Genomic DNA, 24,539 nt, shown 5'->3' with positions numbered 1-24,539 from the left:
GCAGACCGGCCGGCGGCTACGGCGCCGGTCAGGGTGGCTACGGCCAGCAGGGCGGCTACGACCAGGAGCCGCCGCAGCAGCGCACCGGCGGCTACGACCAGGAGCCGCCGCAGCAGCGCACCGGCGGCTACGACGACCGGGGCTACGACCAGCAGCAGGGCGGCGGCCACTACGGCGACCAGGCCCAGGCGGGTCGGGGGCGGCCGGACGCGGCGCCGCAGCAGGACCGTGGCGGGCGTCGCCTCGACTGGCTGGACGACTGACCCCAGGAACCGACGTGAAAAGGGCCGCCCGGAGCACCGGGCGGCCCTTTCGCATTGCCTGGTCAGGCGGCGGAGAACTCGCCCTGCCGTAGCAGCGGCACCACCTCGGACACGCCGACCCGCACGGCGACCTCCACGTCGCCGGCGAAGCCGCCCTCGATCAGCTCCCGGCCGGAGACGCAGCCACGCACCGCCGCCGGAACGTCAGGGGTGCTGGCCAGCGCGGCGAGCGCCATCGCCGCCTCCACCGAGAGCCCACCCGGTACCCCGGAGAGGGCGTCCAGCACACTCGCCGCGCCCAGCTGGTCCTCCACGCAGGGCCGCAGCGAGCCGTCCGGCCAGCGTTCACCGGCGGCCACCACGCCCACCGGGGCGTCGGTCGAGCCGTACCCCTGGCGGCGCAGCCAACGCCCGACGGCGCGGGCGTTGCGCAGGCACGCCGCGACCACCGGCAGGCCGGTGCGCTGGCGGCGGCGCTGATGGCGGAGCCGTTCGGCGACGGCAGCACCAGATCGGTGACGACCGGCGCGGTGCTCAACGCCGCCGGCGAGAGCGACCACGGGTGCTCCGGGGTGGTCTGCCGGCGGCCGACCGCGGCGACCGCGCCGACCCGCCGCGCGAAGTCCGCCGCCTGCTCACCCCACGGGAACGGGTGCACCCGCATGCCCCGGCCCACCGCCACCTCGACGGCGTGGTGAACGAGAGCACGTCCACCACCACCAGCACGGCGCAGACCCGGCCCAGCTCGGCCGCCCCGGTCAGCCCCCAGTCGAACCGGGCGCCGGCACCGGGTTGGGCGTAGACGGCCCCGGCCAACGCCTCAGCGCTTATCGGGCACGGAGGACTGCTCGTCGTCACCCGGGTCGGACGGTGCCGCCGGAGCGTCGGGAGCCGTCGCATCAGCGGGGACCTCCGTGGTCGGACGCTCCCGCTCCGCCCCCTCGACGGCGGTGGGCTCGGCGACGGTGCCTTCGTCGGTGTCGGCCTCGGGTCGGGTCGACTCGTCGGCGGCGGCCGGTTCCGGCTGCGCGTCCTCGTCGGCCTCGGCCTCGTCGGCCTCCGCGTCGGCGGCGGTCGGCACGTCCACCGGCTGCACGGCGGTGGCCGGCGCGACGGTGGTGGTGCCGGTCCGGGTCGCCTCGACCTCGACCTGGGCCGCCTCCGCGCCACCGAAGAGCCGCGGCAGGGTGGCGGTGTGCACCTCGCGCAGCTCGTCCAGGCCGATCCGGAACTGGCCGTGCACCTCGAGGGCGCCGCCCGCCGGGTCGGTCACGCCGATCAGCTCCCACGGCACACCACGCTCGCCGCAGAGGGCGGTGAACGCCTTCTCGCGACCGCGCGGCACCGAGACCAGCACCCGGCCGGCCGACTCGCTGAACAGGAAGACGAACGGCAGCGAACCGTCGGCGAACCGCTCCGGCACGGCGATCCGGGCGCCGACCCCGCGCCGCAGGCAGGACTCGACCAGGCTCTGGGCGAGACCACCGTCGGAGAGGTCGTGCGCGGAGCTGAGGAGACCCACCCGGGCCGCCTCGGCCATCAGTTCGGCCAGCACCCGCTCGCGGGCCAGGTCGACCTGCGGCGGCATACCGCCCAGGTGCTCGTGGGTCACCCAGGCCCACTCCGAGCCGGAGAGCTCGACGTGCGTGTCACCGAGCAGGAAGAGCTGGTCGTGGTCGCCACCGGCCCGCGGGGCGAAGCCCATCGGCACCCGGTCGGCGACGTTGTCCAGCACGCCGAGCACGCCGACCACCGGGGTCGGGTGGATCGCGGCGGCGCCGGTCTGGTTGTAGAAGCTGACGTTGCCGCCGGTCACCGGGATGCCCAGCTCGAGGCAGCCGTCCGCCAGGCCGCGCACGGCCTCGGCGAACTGCCACATCACGCCCGGGTCCTCCGGCGAGCCGAAGTTGAGGCAGTTGGTCACGGCGATCGGCTTCGCGCCGGTCACCGCCACGTTCCGGTACGCCTCGGCCAGCGCCAGCTTGGTCCCGTTGTACGGGTCGAGGCGGGCGTACCGGCCGTTGCCGTCCACCGACAGGGCCACCCCGAGGCCGGTGCGCTCGTCGATCCGGATCACACCGGAGTCCTCCGGCTGGGCGAGCACGGTGTTGCCCAGCACGTACCGGTCGTACTGCTCGGTGACCCAGGTCTTGTCGGCCAGGTTCGGCGACGCGATCATGCGGAGCAGGGTCTCCCGCAGCGCCTCCGGCGTGCTCGGCCGGGGCAGCGTCTCGGCCCGGTCGGCCTGGAGCAGGATCAGGTCGGCCGGCTCGCGCATCGGGCGGGCGTAGACCGGGCGTCGTCCACCAGCGAACCCGGCGGCACGTCGACCACCACGTGGTCGTTCCAGGTGACCAGCAGCCGGCCCGGCTGCCGTCCGGGGACGGCGCGGTGACCTCGCCGATCGCGGTGGCCAGCACGCCCCACTTGTCGGCGGTCTTGAGCACCGCCTCCAGCTTCTCCGGGGCGACGACCAGCAGCATCCGCTCCTGGGACTCGCTGGCCAGAATCTCGTGCGGCTCCATCGAGGGCTCGCGCAGCGGCACCCGCTCCAGCCACACCCGCATGCCGGTGCCGGCGGAGGCGGCGGTCTCGGTGAGCGCGCAGGTCAGGCCGGCGCCGCCCAGGTCCTGGATGCCGACGACCAGCTCGGCGTCGTACAGCTCCAGGCAGGCCTCGATCAGCAGCTTCTCGGTGAACGGGTCACCCACCTGCACGGACGGGCGGCGCTGCTCGCTGCCCTCGTCGAAGGTGGCGCTGGCCAGCACCGACACGCCGCCGATGCCGTCCCGGCCGGTCTTGGCGCCGAGCAGCACCACGATGTTGCCCGGGCCGGTGGCGTCCTTCTTCTGCAGCCGGTCGACCGGCAGCACGCCGAGGCAGAGCGCGTTGAGCAGCGGGTTGCCCTGGTAGCAGGGGTCGAAGACCAGCTCGCCGCCGATGTTGGGCAGGCCGAGGCAGTTGCCGTAGCCGCCGACGCCGGCGACCACGCCGGGCAGCACCCGGGCGGTGTCGGGGTGGTCGGCCGCGCCGAAGCGCAGCGGGTCCATCACGGCGACCGGGCGGGCGCCCATGGCGAGGATGTCCCGGACGATGCCGCCGACGCCGGTCGCCGCGCCCTGGTACGGCTCGACGAAGCTCGGGTGGTTGTGCGACTCGACCTTGAAGGTCACCGCCAGCTCGTCGGAGATCCGCACGACGCCGGCGTTCTCACCGATGCCGGCGAGCAGCCGGTCGCTCGGCGGGGCCTTCTCGCCGAACTGGCGCAGGTGCACCTTGCTCGACTTGTAGGAGCAGTGCTCGCTCCACATGATCGAGTACATGGCCAGCTCGGACTGGGTGGGGCGCCGGCCGAGGATGTCCCGGATCCGGTCGTACTCGTCGTCCCGCAGGCCCAGCTCGGCGTACGGCTGGAGCTCCTCGGGAGTGCCGGCGGCCTGCGACACGGTGTCCACGCCGGCGGTCCAGTCGGCGGCCGGCGCCGAGCCGGCGTGCCGGCCCGCGTCGGCCGGGCCGCCCTGCGGCACCACGGTGGCCGCGCGCGGCTCAATCGGGGCAGCCGGGAAGGTGCCCGGTGTCTCCCGTACGACCGGGTCCGGATGGGTGGTCATGACGTCTCCTCGCTGCGCTCGTGGCCGCCCGTCGGGCGGGGGAGCCGACCGATGATCCCGCCGCGCACGGTCACGCCGGCGCCCCCACCAGGTGCTTGAGCACCGAGGTGAAGAAGCCGAGACCGTCCAGGGAGGGGCCGGTGAGCGCCTCCACCGCGTGCTCGGGGTGCGGCATGATGCCGACCACGTTGCCGGCGGGGTTGGTGATCGCGGCGATGTCGCGCAGCGACCCGTTGGGGTTGCCGCCGACGTAGCGGGCGACGACGCGCCCCTCGCCCTCCAGCTCGTCCAGGGTCGCGGTGTCCGCGACGTAGCAGCCCTCGCCGTTCTTGACCGGGATCAGGATCTCCTGGCCGGCCTGGAAGGCGTTCGTCCAGGCGGTGTCCGTCGACTCGACGCGCAGGATCTGGTCCCGGTTGCGGAAGTGCAGGTGCTGGTTGCGGGTGAGCGCCCCGGGCAGCAGGTGGGCCTCGCAGAGAATCTGGAAGCCGTTGCAGATGCCGAGCACCGGCAGGCCGCCCCGGGCCGCGTCCACGATCCGGTCCATCACCGGGGCGAACCGGGCGATGGCGCCGCAGCGCAGGTAGTCGCCGTAGGAGAAGCCACCCGGGAGGACGACGGCGTCCACCCCGTGCAGCTCCGCGTCGCCGTGCCAGAGCCGGACCGGCTCGGCCCCGGCGATCCGTACGGCCCGGGCCGCGTCCCCGTCGTCCAGCGAACCGGGGAAGGTCACCACACCGACGCGGGCGGTCACGGGTGCGCGTCCACGGTCTCGTCCGCCTCGACCACCCGGACGGTGAAGTCCTCGATGACGGGGTTGGCGAGCAGCTTGTCGGCGATCTCGCGGGCCCGGTCCAGGTCCGGTTCGCCGGTGAACTCGATCTCGATCCGCCTGCCGATCCGGACAGAGGCGACGTCACTGACGCCGAGCCGCGGCAGCGCGTTTGCGACGGCCTGGCCCTGAGGATCGAGGATCTCGGGCTTGAGCATGACGTCGACGACGACGCGAGGCACTGGGCACTCCTGACTGTGTACGCAGTTGGGTGCCGGCCCACTACGGGCGAGCGCAGCCAGCGTACCTGGCAGATTCCGGTCCGGACGCACCGGCCGGGGGCAGTTCAGGCAGTGATCGACATAACGACCCGTCCCGACGGAGGGCCGATGCGCGTTCGTTGCCGGGCCGATGCGGTTTCGTTGCCTGCCGCGTCGACGGACCGCCGTCGCCACCCCGCTGACCAGGCAACTCTCGGCGGGAGTTCGCCAGGGCTGACCGGTTCCCGACAAACACGGACGAGCACGCCCGGAGCCCACGGCGTCACATCCGTTAATCTCGATTAACTCTTGTGAACGGGGACTCGCGGGCTCTAGCCTACATCGGCAGATGTCGATGCTTTCGACGTCTCCGGCGGGTCACACCCCCGCCCGCCGAGGCCGACTCTGCCCGGCGACCCCGGGCCCCCGACCAAGGAGTTCCCCCATGCGCCTCCGCCCCCTGCTCGCGGTGCTGACCACCGCGCTCGCCGGCGTCCTCGCCACCGCCTCCGGCGCCACCGCCGCCCCGGCCGGCCCCCAGCCGATCATCGGCGGCAGCACCGTCTCCTCCGCGCCATGGGCCGCGGCGGTGTTCAGCAACGGCTCGTTCACCTGCTCCGGCAGCGTGATCTCATCGCAGTGGGTGCTCACCGCCCGGCACTGCATCAACGGCTCGATGTCCGTCCGGGTGGGCAGCGTCTACCGCTCCTCGGGCGGCGTCACCCGTACGGTCAGCGCCACCTACACCCGCTACGACCTCGCCCTGATGCGCCTGTCCAGCCCGGTCACCACCAGCGCGGTGACGCTGGCCAGCAGCAACCCGCCGATCGGCTCGACCAACTCGATCTACGGCTGGGGCATGACCTGCTACAGCGGCTGCTCGGCCTCCAGCCAGCTCAAGACCGCCACCGTCCAGGTGACCAGCACCAGCGTGACCGACGCGTACGGCGGGCAGGCGATCCGCAGCACCGAGATCAGCGGCAACGCCTGGAAGGGCGACTCGGGCGGCCCGCAGTTCTACAACGGCCGGCAGGTCGGGGTCGCCTCCACCGCCGACGGCGTGAGCATCCAGAACTACGGCAGCGTCGCGTACAACCGGGCCTGGATCACCTCGGTTTCCGGTGTCTGACGGTTAGCGCCGTGGCGGCGCGGATGGCCGGCCGAGCGCCCGCCGTCCGCGCCGCCTCGTTTGCAGCATCCGATCAGGTGAACACGGCTCGCGAACGGCCCGGGCGCGGACTGACAGCATCGGAACCGTGCTGGTCGTGACGACGGATCAACTGCCTGGCTACGAGATCCGCCAGATCCTCGGCGAAGTGGTCTCATCGATGGCCCGGACGCGGAACCCGTACCGCGAGGGGGTCAAGAACCTGCGCGGTGGCGCGTACGACCCGATGGCGCCGGACAACCTCACCCGGTGGCGGACCGACTCGGTGGCCCGGCTCGGCGAGGAGGCCCTCCGGCTCGGCGCGAACGCCGTGGTGGGGATGCGCTTCGACAGCCGCGACTGCGGCGAGATGTGGATGGAGATCTGCGCGTACGGCACGGCGGTGATCGTCGTACCCAAGGTGCCCGACGTCATGCCGAGCGACCAGCCGCTGGTCGCGGCGGAGACCGCCCAGGAGCCCGGCTTCACCGAGGCCCCCGGCGGCATCGCGGAACCGGCGAGCGCGCCGAACCTCTCCTCCGCCGCCGAAACCCCCACCCGCAAAACCTGACCGGGGCCGGCGACGCCGCGCCTGATCCACTCGGTGTGCGGCGGGTCGCGGTGTCCCGGCCGGACGACAACGCGACTCGCCGCGAACGGAGACGATCTCCGATCGCGGCGGGACGGGCGTGGCGTCAGGGGGTCAGAGGATGGGCGGCGGGGAGTAGGTGGCGGCCTCGGGGTGGGCCGTCACGACCGCGGTGATGCGCTTGGTGACCGCGTCGACCTGGGCCTGGGCGGCGCCGGTGAAGGTGGTGCGGTCGGCGACCAGTGCGTCGATCTCGGCCCGGGTCAGGCCGAGGCGGCCGTCGGCGGCGAGGCGGTCGAAGAGATCGTTCTCGGCGGCGCCCTTCTCCCGCATGGCGAGCGCGACGGCGACCGCGTGCTCCTTGATCACCTCATGGGCGACCTCGCGGCCGACGCCCCGGCGTACCGCCGCCACCAGGATCTTGGTGGTGGCCAGGAAGGGCAGGAACCGCTCCAGTTCCCGGTTGATCACCGCCGGGTACGCCCCGAACTCGTCCAGCACGGTGAGGAAGGTCTGGAACAGCCCGTCGGCGGCGAAGAACGCGTCCGGCAGGGCCACCCGGCGGACCACCGAGCAGGAGACGTCCCCCTCGTTCCACTGGTCGCCGGCCAGCTCGCCGACCATCGACAGGTAGCCCCGGATGATCACGGCGAAGCCGTTCACCCGCTCCGACGAGCGGGTGTTCATCTTGTGCGGCATCGCGCTGGAGCCCACCTGGCCGGGCTTGAAGCCCTCGGTGACCAGCTCCTGGCCGACCATCAGCCGGATCGTGGTGGCCAGCGAGGACGGCGCGGCGGCGACCTGGGCCAGCGCGGAGAGCACGTCGAAGTCGATGGAGCGCGGGTAGACCTGTCCGACGCTGTCCAGCACCCGGTTGAACCCGAGGTGCCCGGCCACCCGGCGCTCCAGCTCGGCCACCTTCTCGGCGTCGCCGTCGAAGAGGTCGAGCTGGTCGGCGGCGGTGCCGACCGGACCCTTGATCCCGCGCAGCGGGTAGCGGCCGATCAGGTCCTCCAGCCGGTCGTACGCGATCAGCAGCTCCTCGGCAGCCGACGCGAAGCGCTTGCCCAGCGTGGTGGCCTGCGCGGCGACGTTGTGCGAGCGCCCGGTCATCACCAGTCCGGAGTGCTCGTGGGCGAGCCAGGCCAGCCGGGCCAGGGCGGCGACGACGCGGTCCCGGATCAGCTCCAGCGAGCGGCGCACCTGGAGCTGCTCGACGTTCTCGGTGAGGTCGCGGGAGGTCATCCCCTTGTGCACGTGCTCGTGCCCGGCGAGCGCGCTGAACTCCTCGATCCGGGCCTTCACGTCGTGCCGGGTGACCCGCTCCCGCTCGGCGATCGAGGCCAGGTCGACATCGTCGACCACCCGCTCGTACGCCTCGACCACCCCGTCCGGCACGGCCACGCCGAGGTCGCGCTGGGCCTTCAGTACGGCGAGCCAGAGCCGCCGCTCCAGCCGTACCTTCTCCTCCGGTGACCAGAGGGCGACCAGCTCGGGTGAGGCGTACCGGTTGGCGAGCACGTTCGGGATCGTCGTCACGGGCCCATTGTCCGGCACCTCCGAGATGCCCCGTCGACCGGGCCGAAACAGATATACTCGCGACGCTGTCCGTATATAGGAGGCGCGCATGACCAAGATCCTCGTGGATGTCGACGACGCCGCCCTGGCGGACGCGGCGGAGGCCTTCGGCACGAAGACCAAGAAGGACACCGTCAACGTGGCGCTCCGGGAAGGCGCGGCCCGCCTACGACGGGCGCGGGCCCTCGCCGAGCTGGGCGGGCGCGGGGAGGCCGGCGACTTCGACGAACTGCTCGACAAGGACAGCTACCGGTCGTGAAGCTCGCCGACTACCTGGTCGACACCAGCGCGCTGGTCCGCCTGGTCCGCGACCCGGCGCTGCGGTCCCGGTGGGAGCCAGCCGTCACCGCCGGGTTGCTCGCCATCTGCCCGCTGGTCGAGCTGGAGTTCCTCTACACGGCGCGCTCGGCGGCCGACCGCGCCCGGCTGCAACAACTCCTGCGCACCGCCTTCAGCTGGGTGACGATGCCCGACCGCAGCTACGAGCGGGCGGCCGAGATCCAGGAGGAGCTGACCGCCCGGGGAACCCACCGCTCCGCCGGCGCCGTGGATTTGCTCCTCGCGGCGACCGCCGAATATCAGGGCCTGTCCCTGCTGCACTACGACCGCGACTTCGACCAGGTCGCGGCGGTGACCGGGCAACCGATGCGCTGGGTCGCACCGCCGGGCACGATCAAGTAGCTGTCGCGGACCGTCACGCTGGGCGACCGGTAAGCGCCCGCCACAGTCCCGCGCAGGCCTCGTCCTCGGTGTCGAAGACCTGCCGCACGTCCCGCGTCCCGCGCTCGTACAGGCCGATCTCCCAGCGCCCACCCGCCGACCGGCGCAGGAACCAGAAATCGGGCGGCACCGGCACGTGCTCGTGCACCCCCTCCAGCTCGAAGGCGTCCGGCGACAGTCCCGTCGCCAGCAGGGCGTTGCGCACCTCGTGCCGATCCACTCCCGACCTCCCGCTCCGCACCGGTCGCTCCGGCGGTCGCCGCTGCGGCGACGCCCGCCGGTTCAGCAGACGTGTACGGCGGGAACGCCGCCACCCGCGCCACCCCGCCGAGGGACGCTGTCGGTCACGCACGCCCCGGTGGTGCCGGCCAGGGACTCCTCCACCAGGAACCGGTGGTCGACCAGCCACTGCACGGTCAGGTTCGCACCGGCCTGCGGCAGGTAGGCCGGGTTCAGCTGGAACTGGGTGCCCAGGCCGGGCTGGGCGAACCACGGCGCGGTCGGGCCGGAGTCGACGTCGAACGGCTTGAGCACGCAGTAGGTGTGGTAGTTCGCCAGCGGCGCGGCCGACGGGAGCGCCGGCCGCGGTGCGGGAAGCGGCGGCGTGTCAAGGCTCTGCGGCGCGAGGGAGCGGGCGCTGACCGGGGTGCCGAGCGGGGCGAGGAACGCGCCGCCGCCGAAGCCGAAGCGGTCCAGGCGGTACCCGGCCAGCAGGGTCTGCCGGGTCTTGAGCGGCGTGCCGTCCGGCGCGACGACGAAGCCGTTGGCCGGCGGGAAGACGTACCCGGCGGGGGTGCCGGTGGTGTATCGGGCCAGGAACCGGCTCTCGGTGAGCCCGCCGAAGCGCTGGTAGCCGGCGAGCAACGGCCCGAGCGGCGACGCGGTGGGCAACCGGGCGGGGCCGAGCAGCGGGTTGTCGTCGAGGTACCGGGTGGTCGGCGGCGCGTTCGGCGGCCGGCCGGGACGGCAGAGGCTCGACGCGGCCGGCGGCTGCGGTTGGTCGGCGCCGGCGCGGACACCAGGCGGGTCGCCGGCGTCGCCCGCTTCGGGTGTGCCGTTGTCGGGTTGGGTGCCGGCCCGCGCGACCACGTCGGGCGCGGCGGCCTGATCGGCGGGCCCGGGGAAGAGGATCAGCGCCGCGCTGGAGAGCAGGGCGAGCAGCCAGCGTCTGCGGTCCACGACGAACCTCCCGATGAAGGACGGTCAACGCCTTCATCGTCGGGAGGGCGGGGCGAGAATGTGAGCCTTTGTGCCGTTTGCCGCCGAACGGGGGACCGCTACCCGCTCGTCCCGTGGACGAGCGGGTAGCCCGCGGAACCCCTCAGCGCTCCAGGATCGCGGTGACGCCCTGCCCGCCCGCCGCGCAGATGGAGATCAGCCCTCGGCCGCTCCCCTTCTCGGCGAGCAGCTTCGCCAGGGTGGCGACGATCCGGCCGCCGGTGGCGGCGAACGGGTGCCCGGCGGCCAGCGAGGAGCCGTTGACGTTGAGCTTGTCGCGGTCGATGGACCCCAGCGGGGCGTCCAGGCCCAGCCGGTCCTTGCAGAACTCCGGCGACTCCCAGGCGGCGAGGGTGGCCAGCACCTGCGAGGCGAACGCCTCGTGGATCTCGTAGTAGTCGAAGTCCTGCAACGTCAGCCCGGCCCGGGCCAGCATCCGGGGCACCGCGTACGCGGGGGCCATCAGCAGCCCCTCGTCGCCGTGCACGAAGTCGACGGCGGCGGCCTCGGACCAGGAGAACCAGGCCAGCACCGGCAGGTGGTGCTCCCGGGCCCACTCCTCCGACGCCAGCAGCACCGTCGACGCGCCGTCGGTGAGCGGGGAGGAGTTGCCGGCGGTCATGGTCGCCTGGTCGGCGTCCGGGCCCTTGGCGCCGAAGACCGGCTTGAGCGAGCCCAGCTTCTCCAGGGTGGTGTCCGGGCGGAGGTTCTGGTCCCGGGTCAGCCCCTGGTACGGCGTGATCAGGTCGTCGAAGAAACCCTTGTCGTACGCGGCGGCGAGCCGCTGGTGCGACCGGAGCGCCAACTCGTCCTGGGCCTGCCGGTCGATCTGCCAGCGCACCGCCGTCTGCGCGGCGTGCTCACCCATCGACAGCCCGGTACGCGGCTCGGCGTTGCGCGGGATCTCCGGCTTGAACGGCTGGTGCGGCCGCAGCTTGGCGGCGATCTTCAACCGCTCGCCGAGGGTCCGGGCGGAGTTGAGCTGGAGCAGCGTGCGGCGCATGTCCTCGTTGACTGCGAGCGGCGCGTCGGAAGTGGTGTCGACGCCGCCGGCGATGCCCACCTCGATCTGCCCGAGGGCGATCTTGTTGGCGACCAGGATGGCCGCCTCCAGGCCGGTGCCGCAGGCCTGCTGGATGTCGTACGCCGGGGTGTGCGGGTCGAGCGTCGAGCCGAGCACCACCTCGCGGGTCAGGTTGAAGTCCTTCGCGTGCTTGAGCACCGCGCCGGCGACCACCTCACCGACCCGCTGCCCGGCCAGGCCGAACCGGGCCACCAGCCCGTCCAGCGCCGCGCCCAGCATGTCCGCATTGGACGCGTTCGCGTAGCGGGAGTTGGACCGGGCGAAGGGGATGCGGTTGCCGCCGATGACCGCGACCCGCCGGATGCTCTGCACGATCCCGCCTCCGTTTCAGGACTTGCCCACAACCTACTGGCCAGTAGGCTACGCCTATGACCGACAGGTACGCGAGCTTCGTCCAATCGAAGGCCGGCCGCGCGCTGGTCAAGCGCCTCGGGCTGCCCGATCCGCCGCGACTGCGCCGGCACACGCCCGGCGACCCGCTCGTCGCAGGGCCGGTGCTGCTCGGCGCGGCCACCGGGGGCCGGCTCGCCGAGCCGGTCGGCAAGATCCTGACCGCCGCCGGGGTCGAGCTGAGCGATCCCGCCGCCGTCGACGACACCGCCGCGCGCTTCGGCGCCCTGGTGTACGACGCCACCGGCATCACCGACTCCACCGGCCTGCGCCAGCTGTACGACTTCTTCCACCCGCAGGCCCGCGCGCTGCTGCCCAGCGGCCGGGTGATCGTGCTGGGCACCCCGCCGGCCGAGTGCGACTCGCCGCGCGAGGCGACCGCCCAGCGGGCCCTGGAGGGGCTGACCCGCAGCATCGGCAAGGAGTTCGGTCGCGGCGTCACCGCCCAGCTCGTCCACGTCACCAAGGATGCCGGTAACGCAGCCGGCACCCTCACCAGCCTGGAATCGACCCTCCGTTTCCTCCTCTCGGGCCGGTCCGCGTACGTCTCGGGGCAGGTGGTCCGGGTCGGTGCCGGCACCGCCCAGCCGCCGACGGACTGGGACCGCCCGCTCGACGGGCAGGTCGTCCTCGTCACCGGCGCGGCGCGGGGCATCGGCGCGGCGCTGGCCCGGGTGCTCGCCCGGGACGGCGCGCAGGTCGTCGCGCTGGACATCCCGGCGGCCGGCGACGAGCTGGCCGCGGTGGCCAACGAGATCGGCGGCAGCGCCGTCCAGCTCGACCTGACCGCCCCGGACGCTCCCACCCGGCTCGCCGAGCACCTCGCCGGCCGGCACGGCCGGGTCGACGTGGTGGTGCACAACGCCGGCATCACCCGGGACAAGACGCTGGGCCGGATGGACGCCGACCGCTGGGACCAGGTGCTCGACGTCAACCTCTCCAGCCAGGAGCGGATCAACGACGTGCTGCTGGCCCGCGACCTGATCCCGGCCGGCGGGCGGATCGTCTCGGTCTCCTCGATCGCCGGCATCGCCGGCAACCGTGGCCAGACCAACTACGCCACCAGCAAGGCCGGCGTGATCGGGCTGGTCGAGTCGTTGGCCCCGGCGCTGCGCGGGCGCGGGATCAGCGTCAACGCGGTCGCCCCCGGGTTCATCGAGACCCGGCTGACCGCGCGTGTCCCGCTGGCGCTGCGCGAGGCGGGCCGCCGGATGAACAGCATGTCGCAGGGCGGCCTGCCGGTGGACGTGGCCGAGACGATCGGCTGGCTGGCCTGGCCGGCGTCCGGCGCGGTCAGCGGCAACGTGGTCCGGGTCTGCGGCCAGAGTCTGCTGGGGGCGTGATGGCGAGGAAGAAGCGGCCGGAGGACGGCCCGGCGGAGAACCTCTCCGTCGGAGACCTCATCGACGGGCCGACCGAGGTGATCTCGGCGGCGGACCTGGCCGCCGTCCGGGCCGCCTCGTCGGAGCACGATGTGAGCCTGGAAGCCACCCACGACCTGTCGGCGTACGCGACCACGGACCTGTCCGCGCACGCCACCCCGGCGGCACGGGCGCGGGTCGAGCTGCCCCGGATGCCCGCGCCCGGCGCGCTCTACCGTCGGGCGCTGCGCGACGCGGTGCCGGTCATCGGCCGGTCCCGCCGCCCGGACGCCCCGCCGGAGGTCGAGCTGGCCGTCGCCGGCGTCACCGTGGACCGCGCGCGCCTCGCCGACTACGACCGGGTCTGCGGGTTCCGGCTCGCCGACCGACTGCCGGCGACGTACCCGCACGTGATGGGTTTTCCGCTGTCGCTGCGGCTGATGACCACGCCGGAGTTCCCCATCGCGCTGACCGGCGTGGTGCACGTGGGCAACCGGATCACCGTGCAGCGCCCGATCGAGGCCGACGAGACGCTGGACTTCGTCACCCACGCGGAGAACCTGCGGCCGCACGAGCGGGGGCGGCAGGTCGACGTCGTCCTGGTCGGGTCGGTCGGCGGCGAGGAGGTCTGGCGCGGCGTCTCGACGTACCTGGGCAAGGAGCGCACGCCCGGCGACGGTGGGCGGCGCGAGCGGGGTGAGCGGCCCGCGCCGCCGGCCGCCACCGCCCGCTGGCGGGTCGAGCCCCGGGTCGGTACGGACTACGCCCGGGTCTCCGGCGACCACAACCCGATCCACACCTCCCGGCTCGGGGCGCGGCTGCTCGGCTTCCCCCGCCCGATCGCGCACGGGATGTGGAGCAAGGCCCGCTGCCTGGCGGCGCTGGAGAGCCGGCTGCCGGAGGCGTACACGGTGGACGTGGCGTTCAAGCTGCCGGTGCCGCTGCCCGGCACCGTGGCGTTCAGCGCCACCCCGGCCTGGGACTTCGCCCTGCACGACGCGCGGACCGGGCGTCCGCACCTGATCGGCACCGTCCGCTGACCGACGGGGGGCGGGCGTGGCGGCGGTCGGCGGTGGCCTGATCCGCCGACTCGGCCCGGGGGCGGTGGTCGAGCCCGGAGCATGAGGGCATGGAGTCCGTGCTCGACCTGCTCCACCACACGGTCACCTCGCCGTGGGTGTACCTGGTGATCCTCGTGGTCACCGCGGTCGACGCGTTCTTCCCGGCGATACCCGGCGAGACCGTGGTGATCACCGCCGGGGTCTTCGCCGCCGGCGGTGAGCCGAACATCGTGGCGGTGATCGTGACCGCCGCGCTCGGGGCGCTCGTCGGCGACCACATCTCCTACGGCATCGGCCGGGGTGGCGGCGCCCACCGGGTGGCCCGGCTCCCGGCGGAGAGCCGCCGCCGGACCGGCTCCGAGTGGGCCCGCCGGGCCGTGGACCGGCGCGGCGGGATGATCCTGATGACCTCCCGGTACGTGCCCGGCGGCCGTACCGCGGTCACCCTGACCATGGGCGCGGTCCGCTACCCGCTGCGCTGCTTCCTGCTCTTCGACGCGTTCGCGACCGGCACCTGGGGGACCTACTGCGCCCTGCTGGGCTACTTCGGCGGCCTGGCCTTCGAGCGCGACCCGATCAAGGCCCTGCTGGCCGCGTCGGCCTCTCCCTCGCCGTCACCGGGCTGGTGGAGTCGGTCCGTTGGCTGCGCCGCCGCGCCGCCGCCGCGCCGTCGCCCGCCGCTGACCGTCGCTTCCCGGCGGGGCCGTCAGGCCGCCGGGGGTCGCCAGGTGGCGCCGCGCAGCAGTTGGCCGGCGCCGAGCCAGGCGACGTTCATCATCCGGGTGGCGGTCTTCTCGGGGTCGGCCTCGGGGTGGTCGGCGAGCCAGTCGGCCAGCGACTCGGTCGCGCCGACCAGGGCGTACGCGACCACCTCCAGCTCGGTCTCGCCCACCTCGCGCCCGTCGGCGCGCAGCGCGTGGTCGAGCATCCCGGCGACCACCTCGACCAGCCGGGCGCGCATCGAGGCCAACTCCGCGGCGAACGGCTGCGAGCCCCGGGCCTGCCGGTAGAGCACCGCCCAGCCGTCCCGGTGCGCCCCGACGAAACCGAAGAAGGCGCGCAGCCCGCGCCAGAGCCGCTCGTCGGCGGGCAGGTCCGGGGCGGCGGCCCCGGCGATCGCCTCCATCATCCGGGTGCCCTCGCGGTGCAGGCAGGCGACGAAGAGCTCCTCCTTGGTGCCGAGGTAGGCGTAGACCATCGGCTTGGAGATGCCGGCGTCCTCGGCGATCTCGTCCATGCTGGCGGCGTGGAAGCCGCGCCGGGAGAAGACCTTGACGGCCGCGTCGAGCATTTGCTGCTCGCGTACGGCCCGGGGTAGGCGCTTGAACGTGGGTGTGCTGGACACTCTTGCGAGCATACCTACTCGTGCGTAAGGTTACGCCCGAGTAACCAAAGTCGGCCCGCCCGAGAGGTGCATTCCCCCATGACTGACTTCGACCCGGCCAACTTCGCCAACGTCGGCCCCAAGGAGTTCGCGCAGCTGGTCAAGTCCACCCCCGACGACAAGATCGCCGAGGTGATGTCCGGCGACCTGCGCGGCAAGATCCTCAGCGAGGTCTTCGGCCGGATGCCGCAGCTGTTCCGCGCCGACCGGGCCGGTTCCACCAACGCGGTCATCCACTGGAACATCACCGGCCGGCCCGACGGCGGCACCGACACCTACGAGGTCGCCATCGCCGACGGCGCCTGCACCGTCAACGAGACCCCGCAGCACGACCCGAAGCTCAGCCTCACCATGGGCCCGGTCGAGTTCCTGAAGATCGTCTCCGGTGGCGCCAACCCGGTGATGATGTTCATGACCGGCAAGCTCAAGGCCAAGGGCGACCTGGGCCTGGCGGCCAACATCGCCAACCTGTTCGACATCCCCAAGGCCTGACATGACCGAGTTCTCGCTCGACCTGAACGAGGAACAGCGGGATCTACGCGACTGGGTGCACGGCTTCGCCGCCGAGGTCGTGCGCCCGGCCGCGGCCGAGTGGGACGCCCGGGAGGAGACTCCCTGGCCCATCATCCAGGAAGCGGCGAAGGTCGGCCTCTACGGCTTCGAGTTCCTCGCCACCTGCTGGGCCGACCCCACCGGCCTCTCCCTGCCGATCGCCAGCGAGGAACTCTTCTGGGGTGACGCGGGCATCGGCCTGAGCATCTTCGGCACCGGCCTCGCGGTCGCCGCCATCTACGGCGCGGGCACCCCCGATCAGATGGTCGAATGGGTGCCGCAGTGCTTCGGCGACGTCGACCAGCCCGCCGTCGCGGCGTTCTGCACCAGCGAGCCGGAGGCCGGCTCCGACGTCGGCGCGATGCGTACCCGGGCGGTCTACGACGAGGCCACCGACGAGTGGGTGCTGCGCGGGCAGAAGGCGTACGCCACCAACGGCGGGATCGCCGGGGTGCACGTGGTCACCGCCTCGGTCGAGCCGGAGCTGGGCTCGCGCGGGCAGGCGGCGTTCGTCGTACCGCCGGGGACCGCCGGGCTGAACGCGACCCGCAAGCTGCGCAAGCTGGGGCTGCGCGCGTCGCACACCGCCGACGTCTTCCTGGACGACGTACGCGTGCCCGGGCGCTGCCTGCTCGGTGGCCGGGACGCCCTGCTGGAACGACTCGACCGGGCCCGCTCCGGCCGGAAGGCCTCCGGGCAGGCCGCGATGCGCACCTTCGAGCTGTCCCGGCCCACCGTCGGCGCGCAGGCGCTCGGCGTGGCCCGGGCCGCCTACGAGTACGCCCTGGACTACGCGAAGGAAAGAGTCCAGTTCGGACGGCCGATCATCGAGAACCAGGCGGTCGCGTTCGCGCTGGCCGACATGAAGATGGAGATCGACGCCGCCCGACTGCTGGTCTGGCGGGCCTCCTGGATGGGCCGCAACAACCGCCCCTTCACCGCCGGCGAGGGCTCGATGTCCAAGCTCAAGGCGGGCGAGGTGGCCGTCGCGGTGACCGACAGGGCGGTGCAGCTGCTCGGCGGCGCGGGCTTCCTGCGCGACCACCCGGTCGAGCGGTGGTACCGGGACGCCAAGATCTACACCATCTTCGAGGGCACCTCGGAGATCCAGCGGCTGGTCATCTCCCGCGCGATCTCCGGCATGCAGATCCGCTGACCCGTCACCGTCGGTGGTGGCGTCCGCCACTGCCGGGTGTCCACCAGGTGGCAGCTGCTCGCACCGGTTGGGCTCCGGCAGGCATCCGGTGCATGATCGAAAGGTGACGTCCGGCTGAAGGGCCCCCGCGCGGGGGCCCTTCACGCTCACCCCCCGGAGAAGGAGGCGCCGCATGGACCTGCCGTTCGTCGTGGCCACGCTGACCCGGCGGGGGCTGCTCACCCCGGGCCGGCCGATCCGGGTCGCCTCCCAGCTCCAGGCGCTGCGCAAGTGGGGTTGGAGCCTCGCCGGCGAGCTGCGCCAGGCCGCCGCCCGCGACCCGGGCCGGGTCGCCGTCATCGACGAGCAGGGCGCCGAACTGACCTACCAGGAGCTGCTCGACCGGGCCGAGCGGCTGGCCCGGGCGATGCGGACCGGGCTCGGCGTACAGGCCGGCGACCGGGTCGGGGTGCTCTGCCGCAACCACCACGGGCTGATCGAGGCGATCGTCGCCGCCACCGTGCTCGGCGCCGACGCGGTGCTGGTCAACAGTGGCCTCTCCGCCGCACAACTGGCCACCGTGAGCGAGGAACAGCGGCTCCGGGTGCTGGTCCACGACGACGAGTTCGCCGACCGGATCCTCGGCCTCCCCGCCGAGGTGCACCGGGTGGACGAGCGCGGCCTGGCGGAGCTGATCGCCGGCGCGCTCCCCGGCGACCTGCAACCGCCCGAGCGCGACGGGCGGACGATCGTGCTCACCTCCGGCACCACCGGCGCGCCCAAGGGCGCCCGCCGGCCCACTCCCAACGGCTTCGGCCCGCTGGTGTCCATCATCGACCGGATCCCGCTGCACACCCGGGACACCGTGATGATCGCCGCGCCGCTCTTCCACACCTGGGGGTACGCCGCCCTCCAGGTCGCCTTCGCGCTGCGCGCCACGATCGTGCTGCACCGCCGGTTCGAGCCGGCCGCCACGCTGGCCGCGCTGGTGGCCCACCAGTGCCAGGCGCTCTTCGCCGTACCCGTGATGGTGCAGCGACTGCTCGACGTGCCGCCGCCGGACCCGCGGCCGCCGCTGAAGGTGGTCGCGGTCAGCGGCTCGGCGCTGCCCGGCGGGCTGGCGCCGCGGTTCATGGACGTCTACGGCGACGTGGTCTACAACCTGTACGGCTCGACGGAGGTCTCCTGGGCCTCCATCGCCGGCCCCGCCGACCTGCGCGAGGCGCCCACCACCGCCGGGCGGCCGCCGCACGGCACCCGGCTGGAGATCCTGGACGACGACGGCCAGCCGGTGCCCGACGGGCGGGTCGGGCGGATCTTCGTGGGCAACGAGATGCTCTTCGAGGGCTACACCTCGGGGGCGCGGCGGGAAACCCAGGACGGGCTGCTGGACACCGGCGACCTCGGCCGGATCAACGCCGACGGGCTGCTCTTCGTCGACGGCCGCGCCGACGACATGATCGTCTCCGGTGGGGAGAACGTCTTCCCGTCCGAGGTGGAGGATCTGCTGGCCCGCCTCCCCCAGGTCCGCGAGGCCGCCGTGATCGGGGTACCCGACCCGGAGTACGGGCAGCGGCTCGCCGCCTTCCTCGGCCTGCACCCCGGCGAGGTGCTCGACCCTGAGGCGGTCCGCGAGTACGTCCGTCACTACCTGGCCCGGTTCTCCGTACCCCGGGACGTGATCTTCGTGAAGTACCTGCCGCGCAACGCCACCGGCAAGGTGCTGAGCCGGGAACTGCGCCGCTACTACGGCTGACCGGGGTACCCCCCGAGCCACCGTCCCGGGTACGCCGGGGGATTCTCCCCGATGCTCCCGGCCCCGCCGGGGCGGCAGGCTCATCCGCATGAAGATCACGAACAGCCGTACCGTCCTCGCCGTCGCGGCGCTCGGCCTGGCGCTGACCGTCGCCACCCCCGCCGCGGCCGCTCCGGGCAGCGCCGCCACCGGCCGGGCGGGAGCCACCTGCCGCCCCGGCACCCTCGACCCGTCCCCCGCTGCGCGCGTCGATCAGCGGGTTACCCAACGCCGACGCGACCAGCGCCCAGGTGCGGATCTCCACGCCGGAGGGCTGCTGGACCGGCGTCAGCGGAGTGCGGGACCTGCGCGGCCAGGCCCCCGTCCCGCCGCACGCCCGGTTCCGGATCGGCAGCGTCACCAAGGTCTTCACCGCCGCGCTGGTGCTGCAACTGGCCGCCGAGGGCCGCATCGACCTGGCCGACCCGGTGCAGCGTCACCTGCCCGGGCTGCTGCCCGCCGACTACCCGACCGTCACCGTCCGCCAGCTCCTCGACCACACCAGCGGCATCCCCAGCCCGACCATGCCGGACGGGATCGAGTGGCAGCTCGCCCACCGGTACGACCGATGGGCCCCGGCGGAGATCGTGCGGCTCGGCCTGCGCAACCCCCGGGAGTTCGAGCCCGGGACCAGGCAGCACTACACGAACATGGGCTACATCGTCGCGGGCCTGCTGATCGAGAAGGTCACCGGCAACTCGTACGCGCAGGAGCTGGACCGGCGGATCGCCGGCCCGCTGCGCCTACGCGGCACCTATGCCCCCGGCGACGACCCCCGCATCCGCGGTCCGCACGCCCACGGATACCAGGCCGTCGTGCGCGACGGGGCCACCGAACTGGTGGACGCGACGACGTGGAGCCAGACCTTCACCCCGGCCGCCGGCAACGTCATCTCCAGCCTGGCCGACCTGGACACGTTCATGACCGCCCTCTTCGCCGGCCGGGTCGTGCCGCCGGCCCAGCTGACCGAGATGTTCACCCTGCCCGCGGTCGCCGACGTCGCCGGCGGTCCGGCCCGGTACAGCGCCGGGCTCACCGCGTTCCCACTGCCCGGAGGCGAACTCCTGTGGATCAAGACGGGGTCCCGGTTCGGCTACCTGACCGGCGTGGCGTCCACCCGGGACGGTCGGTTCCGGATGCAGTACTCGATCACCGGGACCGACGCCAAGGGTGAGGAACTCAGCCGTACCGCCCAGGCCGTGATCGGCGCCGCGCTCGGGATGCTCTGACGACGCTCCGCCGGGCGGGGACCTCCCCGCCCGACGGGCGAGCCGGTCGGGTCAGTCGGGGACGGCGATCCGGCCCTCGACCGCGGCGGCGGCGATGTCGGTGCGGTGGTGCGAGCCGGCCAGCTCGACGCCACGTACCAGGGCGTAGGCGGCGTCCCGCGCGGCCGCGAGGTCCGGGCCGGTGGCCGTACCGCAGAGGACCCGGCCCCCGGCGGAGAGCAACGCGCCGTCCGCGGCCCGGCGGGTGCCGGCGTGGATGATCCCGGCGCGGTCCGCGCCGGTGATCACATCACCGGTACGCGGGGACGCGGGGTAGCCGTCGGCGGCGACCACGACCGTGACGGCGGCACCGTCACGCCAGCGCAGCGGCGGGTGCGCGGCCAGCGTGCCGGTGGCCGCGGCGTGCAGCAGCCCGGCCAGCGGGGTCTCCAGCAGGGCGAGGACCACCTGGGTCTCCGGGTCACCGAAGCGGGCGTTGAACTCGATCACCCGGGGGCCGGCGGCGGTCAGCGCCAGGCCCACGTAGAGCAGCCCGGCGAACGGGGTACCCCGGCGGCGCATCTGAGCCAGCGTCGGGTGCACGACGTCGCGCATCACCTCGTCGACCAGGGTGGGCGGGGCCCAGGGCAGCGGCGCGTACGCGCCCATGCCGCCGGTGTTCGGGCCGCTGTCGCCGTCGCCGACCCGCTTGAAGTCCTGCGCCGGCAGCAGCGGCAGCGCCGCCTCGCCGTCGGTGACCACGAAGAGCGAGACCTCGGGCCCGGCGAGGTACTCCTCGACGACGACCCGGCCGCACTCCTGCGCATGCTTCAGTGCGGCGTCCCGGTCCTCGGTGACGACGACGCCCTTGCCGGCGGCCAGCCCGTCGTTCTTCACCACGTACGGCGCACCGAACTCGTCCAGGGCCCGGGCGGTGCTCTCGGCGTCCGTGCAGGTGTGGGCGCGCGCGGTCGGCACGCCGGCCGCCGTCATGATCTCCTTGGCGAAGGTCTTGGAACCCTCCAGCCGGGCCGCCTCGGCCGACGGCCCGAACGCCGCGATGCCCTTGGCCCGCACCGCGTCCGCGACCCCGGCGACCAGCGGCGCCTCCGGCCCGATCACCACCAGGTCGGCCTGCACCTCGACCGCGAGCGCCGCCACCGCCTCCGGATCCGCGGCCGCCACGTCGCGCAGCTCGGCGATGCCCGCGATCCCCGGATTCCCCGGCGCCGCGATCACCCCCCCGACACTCGGGTCACCAACCAGGCCCAGCGCGAGCGCATGCTCCCGCCCCCCACCACCCACAAGAAGAACCCGCACGCCGGCGATCCTACCGACCCCCACCCCCACCCCTGTTGATCAAGAAGTTTGCGTCTCAATACGGCCCTTCGGAGACCGAAACTTCTTGGTCAACAACGGGTGTCGGAGCGGTGGGGTCGGTGGGTGGTTGGGTCAGGGGGCGCGGAGGGCGGCCTTCACGGTGTAGGGGATGTAGTCGGGGCGGAGGGTGTCGGACCAGGTGAAGCGGAGGATCCGCCAGCCGGCGTTGATGAGCCGGTTCTGCCTCGCCCGGTCCTCGTAGACCGCCTGCGGTGTGCGGTGCGGGTCGTGGCCGTCCGCCTCGGCGATCAGGCGTGCGGCTCGCCAGCCGAGGTCGCCGATACCGAGCAGGTAGCCGTCGTGGTCGCGTACCTCCAGCTGGAGCGCATCGGGCGGGACCCCGCCATCGACACACCGCAGCCGGGTCCGCGTCTCCAGCGGCGACTGCGCCCGTCCGTCCGCCTCCGCCAGGTGACTCCTGGCCGCGACGGCGCCCCGACGACCCGCGATCAGAGCGGGGATCGACGAGAGGTCGGCACCGGTGACGAGCTGCCGGTGCAGCCCGGAGTCCAGCGCGCTCACGGCGGCATAACGGTCCGCCCGGAGGATGACGTCGGCGAGCGTTCGAAGCGGGGTGGTGGCGGGCACTCCGGCGACCCGGCAGGTGTCGCCCCGGTCGACGGTCAACTGGTGCACCACCAGAGCCGGGTCGGTGGGACGTTGGGGGCGCGGGCGGTCCACCGGCACCGAGACGTGGATGGCCGAGGTTGGCCTGAGGCCGCCGATGCGGTGCAACTCGGCGGCGGTGTCGAGCACGACGAACGCGCCGGCGCCGAGACTCGTGACCGCCGCCCAGATGCGGGCCCGGCGCAGCGCATCCCCGCTCACCTCGGATGCCGGCACGAAGCACCCACGCGCCACTCGCAGCCACCGACCCGACCGGCACAGGTGCCGAATCCGATCCCGGCTGTAACCGGCGGCCAACGCCTGGGCGACGGTCACCACCCCGTCGCACCCCAGCACGTCAAACTCGCCCATCCGGCCAGCCTGCCGCCGCCCCGGTTCCCGGGCGACCCCCTGTGGACAACCACCCCAGCCCTGTGGACAACCGCCCCACCTGTGCCGGTGATCAAGAAGTTTGCGTCAAGTTCAGGCCGAATCCAGACGCAAACTTCTTGATCACCGAGGCGGAAGCAGGGGGCGGTGGGGGGTTAGGGGAGGAGGGGGTGGCGGACTACGTTTTCTTCTCGGCCGGGGCCTACGCCCACCACGCTGACGCGGGTGCCGGTGATCTCTTCGATCCTGGCGATGTAGCGGCGGGCGTTCTCGGGGAGGTCGGCTTCAGTGCGCGCCTTGGTGATGTCTTCCCACCAGCCGTCGAGCTCTTCGTAGATCGGCTTGGCGTGGTGGAAGTCGGTCTGGCTCATCGGCATGTCGTCGAAGCGCTCGCCGTTGATCTCGTACCCGACGCAGATCGGCACCTTCGCCATGCCGGTGAGCACGTCCAGCTTGGTGACCACCAGGTCGGTGACGCCGTTGAGGCGGCAGGCGTACCGGGCGACGACGGCGTCGAACCAGCCGCAGCGGCGCTCCCGGCCGGTCGTGGTGCCGTACTCGTGGCCGATCTTGCGCAGGTGCTGGCCGTTGTCGTCGAACAGCTCGGTCGGGAACGGCCCGGAGCCGACCCGGGTGGTGTACGCCTTGCTCACCGCGATCACCCGGTTGATCGCCGTGGGCGGGATGCCCGCGCCCACGCACGCCCCACCGGCCGTCGGGTTCGACGAGGTCACGAAGGGGTAGGTGCCGTGGTCCATGTCGAGCATGGTGGCCTGGGCGCCCTCCAGCAGCACGGTCTCGCCGCGGTCCAGCGCGTCCCAGAGCATCACCCGAGTCTCCGCGATGTACGGCTTGAGTCGCTCCGCGTACTGGAGGTACTCCTCGATCGTCGCGTCGACGTCGATCGCCTTGCGGTTGTAGATCTTGAACAGCAGCTGGTTCTTCTCGCGCAGCGCGAGTTCCAGCTTCTTGCGCAGGATGCCCGGGTCGAGCAGGTCCTGGAGCCGGATGCCCATCCGGGCGACCTTGTCGCCGTACGCCGGGCCGATGCCCCGACCGGTGGTGCCGATCCGCGAGCTGCCGAGGTAGCGCTCGACCACCCGGTCCAGCGCCCGGTGGTGCGGCATGATCAGGTGCGCGTCGCCGGAGATACGCAGCCGGGAGACGTCCACGCCGCGCTCGGCGAGCCCGTCGATCTCGGCCAGCAGCACCTTCGGGTCGACCACCACGCCGTTGCCGATGACGATCATCGCGCTCGGCGAGAGCGCCCCGGACGGCATCAGGTGCAGCGCGTACTTCTGCCCGTCCGGAGTGATCACCGTGTGACCGGCGTTGTTGCCGCCGGAGTAGCGCACGACGTAGTCGACCCGCTCACCCAGCAGGTCGGTAACCTTGCCCTTGCCCTCGTCGCCCCACTGAGCGCCGATGAGCACGATCGCTGGCATCTTCTCCGCCTCCAGAAGGCTCGGGTGCCAGGTGGCGACCGGTTGGCGAGCCCGGGGTGTCAGGCTAACAAGTAGTGACGGCGGGACCGGCAGGGGTCGCGTCGAGAGGCAGGAGGCTCGGAGTGTACGACGTGGTGCTGCTCACCCTCGGCTCGGAGCGGGACGCTCCCGGTGGGGGCTGCGGCAGCGGCGGAGCCTGCTGCGGTGGCGCGACCGACGCGGCCGGCGCGGAAGCGCCGAAGCCGACCGAGGAGCGCTGCGAGACGCCGCGCGTACCGGTGCTGGCCTGCGCGGACGCGCTGACCGCCCGGGGCGCCCGGGTGGAGACCGTCACCGCCCGCTCGGACGCCGAGATCGACGAGGTGCTGGCCCGGCTCGACGCCCCCGCCCGCCCCGACGGCCTCACCTGGCCCGACCCCGACTCCAAGACCCGGCTGGTCGTCGCCACGGCCAGTGACGCACAGTTGCGCGCCGTGGCTGCGCCGGCTGGTCCGGCGGTACGCCCCACCGCCCAGCCGCCGCCCGGCGGACCTGGCCCGGCAACCGCACCGGTGCCGGACCTGCCGCCGATCGGCCTACTCCCGCTCGAC

The 24,539-nt window shown here is 73.2% G+C and carries 19 protein-coding genes and 6 pseudogenes; 13 read left to right on the top strand and 12 right to left on the bottom strand.

From position 1 onward, the window contains the following. Nucleotides 1–263: pseudogene (locus JNW89_RS04630) on the top strand (hypothetical protein); the annotation flags it as partial. A gap of 62 nt (nt 264–325) precedes the next feature. Here the strand turns inward: JNW89_RS04630 and JNW89_RS04625 are convergent. The 4 genes and pseudogenes from JNW89_RS04625 to purS form a co-directional block, all read right to left on the bottom strand. Then, nucleotides 326–1,079 (bottom strand): annotated as a pseudogene (locus JNW89_RS04625) (2-phosphosulfolactate phosphatase). Nucleotides 1,080–1,083: 4 nt separating this feature from the next. Further along, nucleotides 1,084–3,874 (bottom strand): annotated as a pseudogene (gene purL / locus JNW89_RS04620) (phosphoribosylformylglycinamidine synthase subunit PurL). A 70-nt stretch (nt 3,875–3,944) separates the two neighbouring features. After that, complete coding sequence (gene purQ, locus JNW89_RS04615) at nt 3,945–4,628, bottom strand: phosphoribosylformylglycinamidine synthase subunit PurQ (protein ID WP_238447849.1); 684 nt, start codon at nt 4,626–4,628, stop codon at nt 3,945–3,947. Next, nucleotides 4,625–4,888, bottom strand: a complete 264-nt coding sequence (gene purS / locus JNW89_RS04610) for a phosphoribosylformylglycinamidine synthase subunit PurS (RefSeq protein WP_088959474.1) — start codon at nt 4,886–4,888, stop codon at nt 4,625–4,627. Before purS ends, purQ begins: the two co-directional genes overlap by 4 nt. Before the next feature lie 463 nt (nt 4,889–5,351). Here purS and JNW89_RS04605 point away from each other — a divergent pair, with 463 nt between their 5' ends. Together JNW89_RS04605 and JNW89_RS04600 are read left to right on the top strand one after the other, a co-directional pair. Further along, nucleotides 5,352–6,035: a trypsin-like serine protease gene (locus tag JNW89_RS04605; protein ID WP_238447848.1), complete on the top strand. Its 684-nt coding sequence runs from the start codon at nt 5,352–5,354 to the stop codon at nt 6,033–6,035. A 23-nt stretch (nt 6,036–6,058) separates the two neighbouring features. Next, nucleotides 6,059–6,624 (top strand): annotated as a pseudogene (locus JNW89_RS04600) (YbjQ family protein). A 132-nt stretch (nt 6,625–6,756) separates the two neighbouring features. Here the strand turns inward: JNW89_RS04600 and purB are convergent. Beyond that, entirely contained in the window at nt 6,757–8,181 is a 1,425-nt protein-coding gene (gene purB / locus JNW89_RS04595; RefSeq protein WP_238447847.1) for an adenylosuccinate lyase, read from the bottom strand. A gap of 88 nt (nt 8,182–8,269) precedes the next feature. Here purB and JNW89_RS04590 point away from each other — a divergent pair, with 88 nt between their 5' ends. Next, on the top strand, nt 8,270–8,479 hold the full coding sequence (locus tag JNW89_RS04590) for a type II toxin-antitoxin system VapB family antitoxin (protein ID WP_238447846.1): 210 nt from the start codon (nt 8,270–8,272) through the stop codon (nt 8,477–8,479). Next, nucleotides 8,476–8,901: a PIN domain nuclease gene (locus JNW89_RS04585; RefSeq protein WP_238447845.1), complete on the top strand. Its 426-nt coding sequence runs from the start codon at nt 8,476–8,478 to the stop codon at nt 8,899–8,901. The genes JNW89_RS04590 and JNW89_RS04585 overlap by 4 nt, the downstream gene beginning before the upstream one ends. 13 nt (nt 8,902–8,914) lie before the next feature. On the opposite strand, the gene JNW89_RS04580 is transcribed toward JNW89_RS04585, so the two are convergent. The 3 genes from JNW89_RS04580 to JNW89_RS04570 form a co-directional block, all read right to left on the bottom strand. Then, nucleotides 8,915–9,160, bottom strand: a complete 246-nt coding sequence (locus tag JNW89_RS04580) for a hypothetical protein (RefSeq protein ID WP_238447844.1) — start codon at nt 9,158–9,160, stop codon at nt 8,915–8,917. A 62-nt stretch (nt 9,161–9,222) separates the two neighbouring features. Next, complete coding sequence (locus tag JNW89_RS37970) at nt 9,223–10,119, bottom strand: TNT domain-containing protein (protein ID WP_238447843.1); 897 nt, start codon at nt 10,117–10,119, stop codon at nt 9,223–9,225. Nucleotides 10,120–10,261: 142 nt separating this feature from the next. Next, nucleotides 10,262–11,554, bottom strand: coding sequence for an acetyl-CoA C-acetyltransferase (locus JNW89_RS04570; protein WP_238447842.1), 1,293 nt, complete (start codon nt 11,552–11,554; stop codon nt 10,262–10,264). 56 nt (nt 11,555–11,610) lie between these two features. On the opposite strand from JNW89_RS04570, the gene JNW89_RS04565 reads away from it, so the two are divergent. The 3 genes and pseudogenes from JNW89_RS04565 to JNW89_RS04555 all read left to right on the top strand — a co-directional run bounded on the left by JNW89_RS04565 (nt 11,611) and on the right by JNW89_RS04555 (nt 14,738). Continuing rightward, on the top strand, nt 11,611–12,975 hold the full coding sequence (locus JNW89_RS04565; protein WP_238447841.1) for a 3-oxoacyl-ACP reductase: 1,365 nt from the start codon (nt 11,611–11,613) through the stop codon (nt 12,973–12,975). Then, the gene (locus tag JNW89_RS04560; RefSeq protein ID WP_375155047.1) at nt 12,975–14,033 is read left to right on the top strand and encodes a MaoC/PaaZ C-terminal domain-containing protein; all 1,059 of its coding nucleotides are present in this window, start codon (nt 12,975–12,977) and stop codon (nt 14,031–14,033) included. The genes JNW89_RS04565 and JNW89_RS04560 overlap by 1 nt, the downstream gene beginning before the upstream one ends. A gap of 89 nt (nt 14,034–14,122) precedes the next feature. Further along, nucleotides 14,123–14,738, top strand: a pseudogene (locus JNW89_RS04555) (DedA family protein). A 22-nt stretch (nt 14,739–14,760) separates the two neighbouring features. Here JNW89_RS04555 and JNW89_RS04550 read toward each other — a convergent pair. Continuing rightward, a complete protein-coding gene (locus tag JNW89_RS04550) occupies nt 14,761–15,399 on the bottom strand; it encodes a TetR/AcrR family transcriptional regulator (protein WP_238447840.1) in 639 nt (212 codons plus the stop codon). A 78-nt stretch (nt 15,400–15,477) separates the two neighbouring features. Here JNW89_RS04550 and JNW89_RS04545 point away from each other — a divergent pair, with 78 nt between their 5' ends. The 4 genes from JNW89_RS04545 (at nt 15,478) to JNW89_RS04530 (ending at nt 20,149) form a co-directional block, all read left to right on the top strand. Beyond that, the gene (locus tag JNW89_RS04545) at nt 15,478–15,930 is read left to right on the top strand and encodes an SCP2 sterol-binding domain-containing protein (protein WP_091293767.1); all 453 of its coding nucleotides are present in this window, start codon (nt 15,478–15,480) and stop codon (nt 15,928–15,930) included. Between the two features lies 1 nt (nt 15,931). After that, entirely contained in the window at nt 15,932–17,146 is a 1,215-nt protein-coding gene (locus JNW89_RS04540; protein WP_238447839.1) for an acyl-CoA dehydrogenase family protein, read from the top strand. 172 nt (nt 17,147–17,318) lie between these two features. Further along, nucleotides 17,319–18,881 (top strand): AMP-binding protein, encoded by a 1,563-nt coding sequence (locus JNW89_RS04535; protein ID WP_238447838.1) that lies wholly within the window; start codon nt 17,319–17,321, stop codon nt 18,879–18,881. 290 nt (nt 18,882–19,171) lie between these two features. Then, entirely contained in the window at nt 19,172–20,149 is a 978-nt protein-coding gene (locus JNW89_RS04530; protein WP_238447837.1) for a serine hydrolase, read from the top strand. Nucleotides 20,150–20,200: 51 nt separating this feature from the next. On the opposite strand, the gene purD is transcribed toward JNW89_RS04530, so the two are convergent. The 3 genes from purD to JNW89_RS04515 form a co-directional block, all read right to left on the bottom strand. Further along, a complete protein-coding gene (gene purD, locus JNW89_RS04525) occupies nt 20,201–21,448 on the bottom strand; it encodes a phosphoribosylamine--glycine ligase (protein ID WP_238447836.1) in 1,248 nt (415 codons plus the stop codon). Between the two features lie 132 nt (nt 21,449–21,580). Beyond that, nucleotides 21,581–22,486 carry a type IV toxin-antitoxin system AbiEi family antitoxin domain-containing protein gene (locus tag JNW89_RS04520; protein ID WP_238447835.1) on the bottom strand — a complete coding sequence of 302 codons (906 nt, stop codon included), beginning with the start codon at nt 22,484–22,486 and terminating at the stop codon, nt 21,581–21,583. A 173-nt stretch (nt 22,487–22,659) separates the two neighbouring features. Continuing rightward, nucleotides 22,660–23,949: an adenylosuccinate synthase gene (locus JNW89_RS04515; protein WP_238447834.1), complete on the bottom strand. Its 1,290-nt coding sequence runs from the start codon at nt 23,947–23,949 to the stop codon at nt 22,660–22,662. Between the two features lie 122 nt (nt 23,950–24,071). On the opposite strand from JNW89_RS04515, the pseudogene JNW89_RS04510 reads away from it, so the two are divergent. Next, nucleotides 24,072–24,539, top strand: a pseudogene (locus JNW89_RS04510) (hypothetical protein); the annotation flags it as partial.

The sequence above is a fragment of the Micromonospora sp. 4G55 genome, from assembly GCF_016803375.1.
Note: the sequence above shows the minus strand (reverse complement) of the source record. Positions and strands in the feature narration are given on the sequence as shown.

Coding starts and splice junctions, on each gene's coding strand:
- JNW89_RS04605 (WP_238447848.1), top strand. CDS start 5,352: ATGCGCCTCCGCCCCCTGCTCGCGGTGCTGACCACCGCGCTCGCCGGC.
- JNW89_RS04590 (WP_238447846.1), top strand. CDS start 8,270: ATGACCAAGATCCTCGTGGATGTCGACGACGCCGCCCTGGCGGACGCG.
- JNW89_RS04565 (WP_238447841.1), top strand. CDS start 11,611: ATGACCGACAGGTACGCGAGCTTCGTCCAATCGAAGGCCGGCCGCGCG.
- JNW89_RS04560 (WP_375155047.1), top strand. CDS start 12,975: ATGGCGAGGAAGAAGCGGCCGGAGGACGGCCCGGCGGAGAACCTCTCC.
- JNW89_RS04545 (WP_091293767.1), top strand. CDS start 15,478: ATGACTGACTTCGACCCGGCCAACTTCGCCAACGTCGGCCCCAAGGAG.
- JNW89_RS04540 (WP_238447839.1), top strand. CDS start 15,932: ATGACCGAGTTCTCGCTCGACCTGAACGAGGAACAGCGGGATCTACGC.
- JNW89_RS04535 (WP_238447838.1), top strand. CDS start 17,319: ATGGACCTGCCGTTCGTCGTGGCCACGCTGACCCGGCGGGGGCTGCTC.
- JNW89_RS04520 (WP_238447835.1), bottom strand. CDS start 22,486: ATGGGCGAGTTTGACGTGCTGGGGTGCGACGGGGTGGTGACCGTCGCC.
- JNW89_RS04515 (WP_238447834.1), bottom strand. CDS start 23,949: ATGCCAGCGATCGTGCTCATCGGCGCTCAGTGGGGCGACGAGGGCAAG.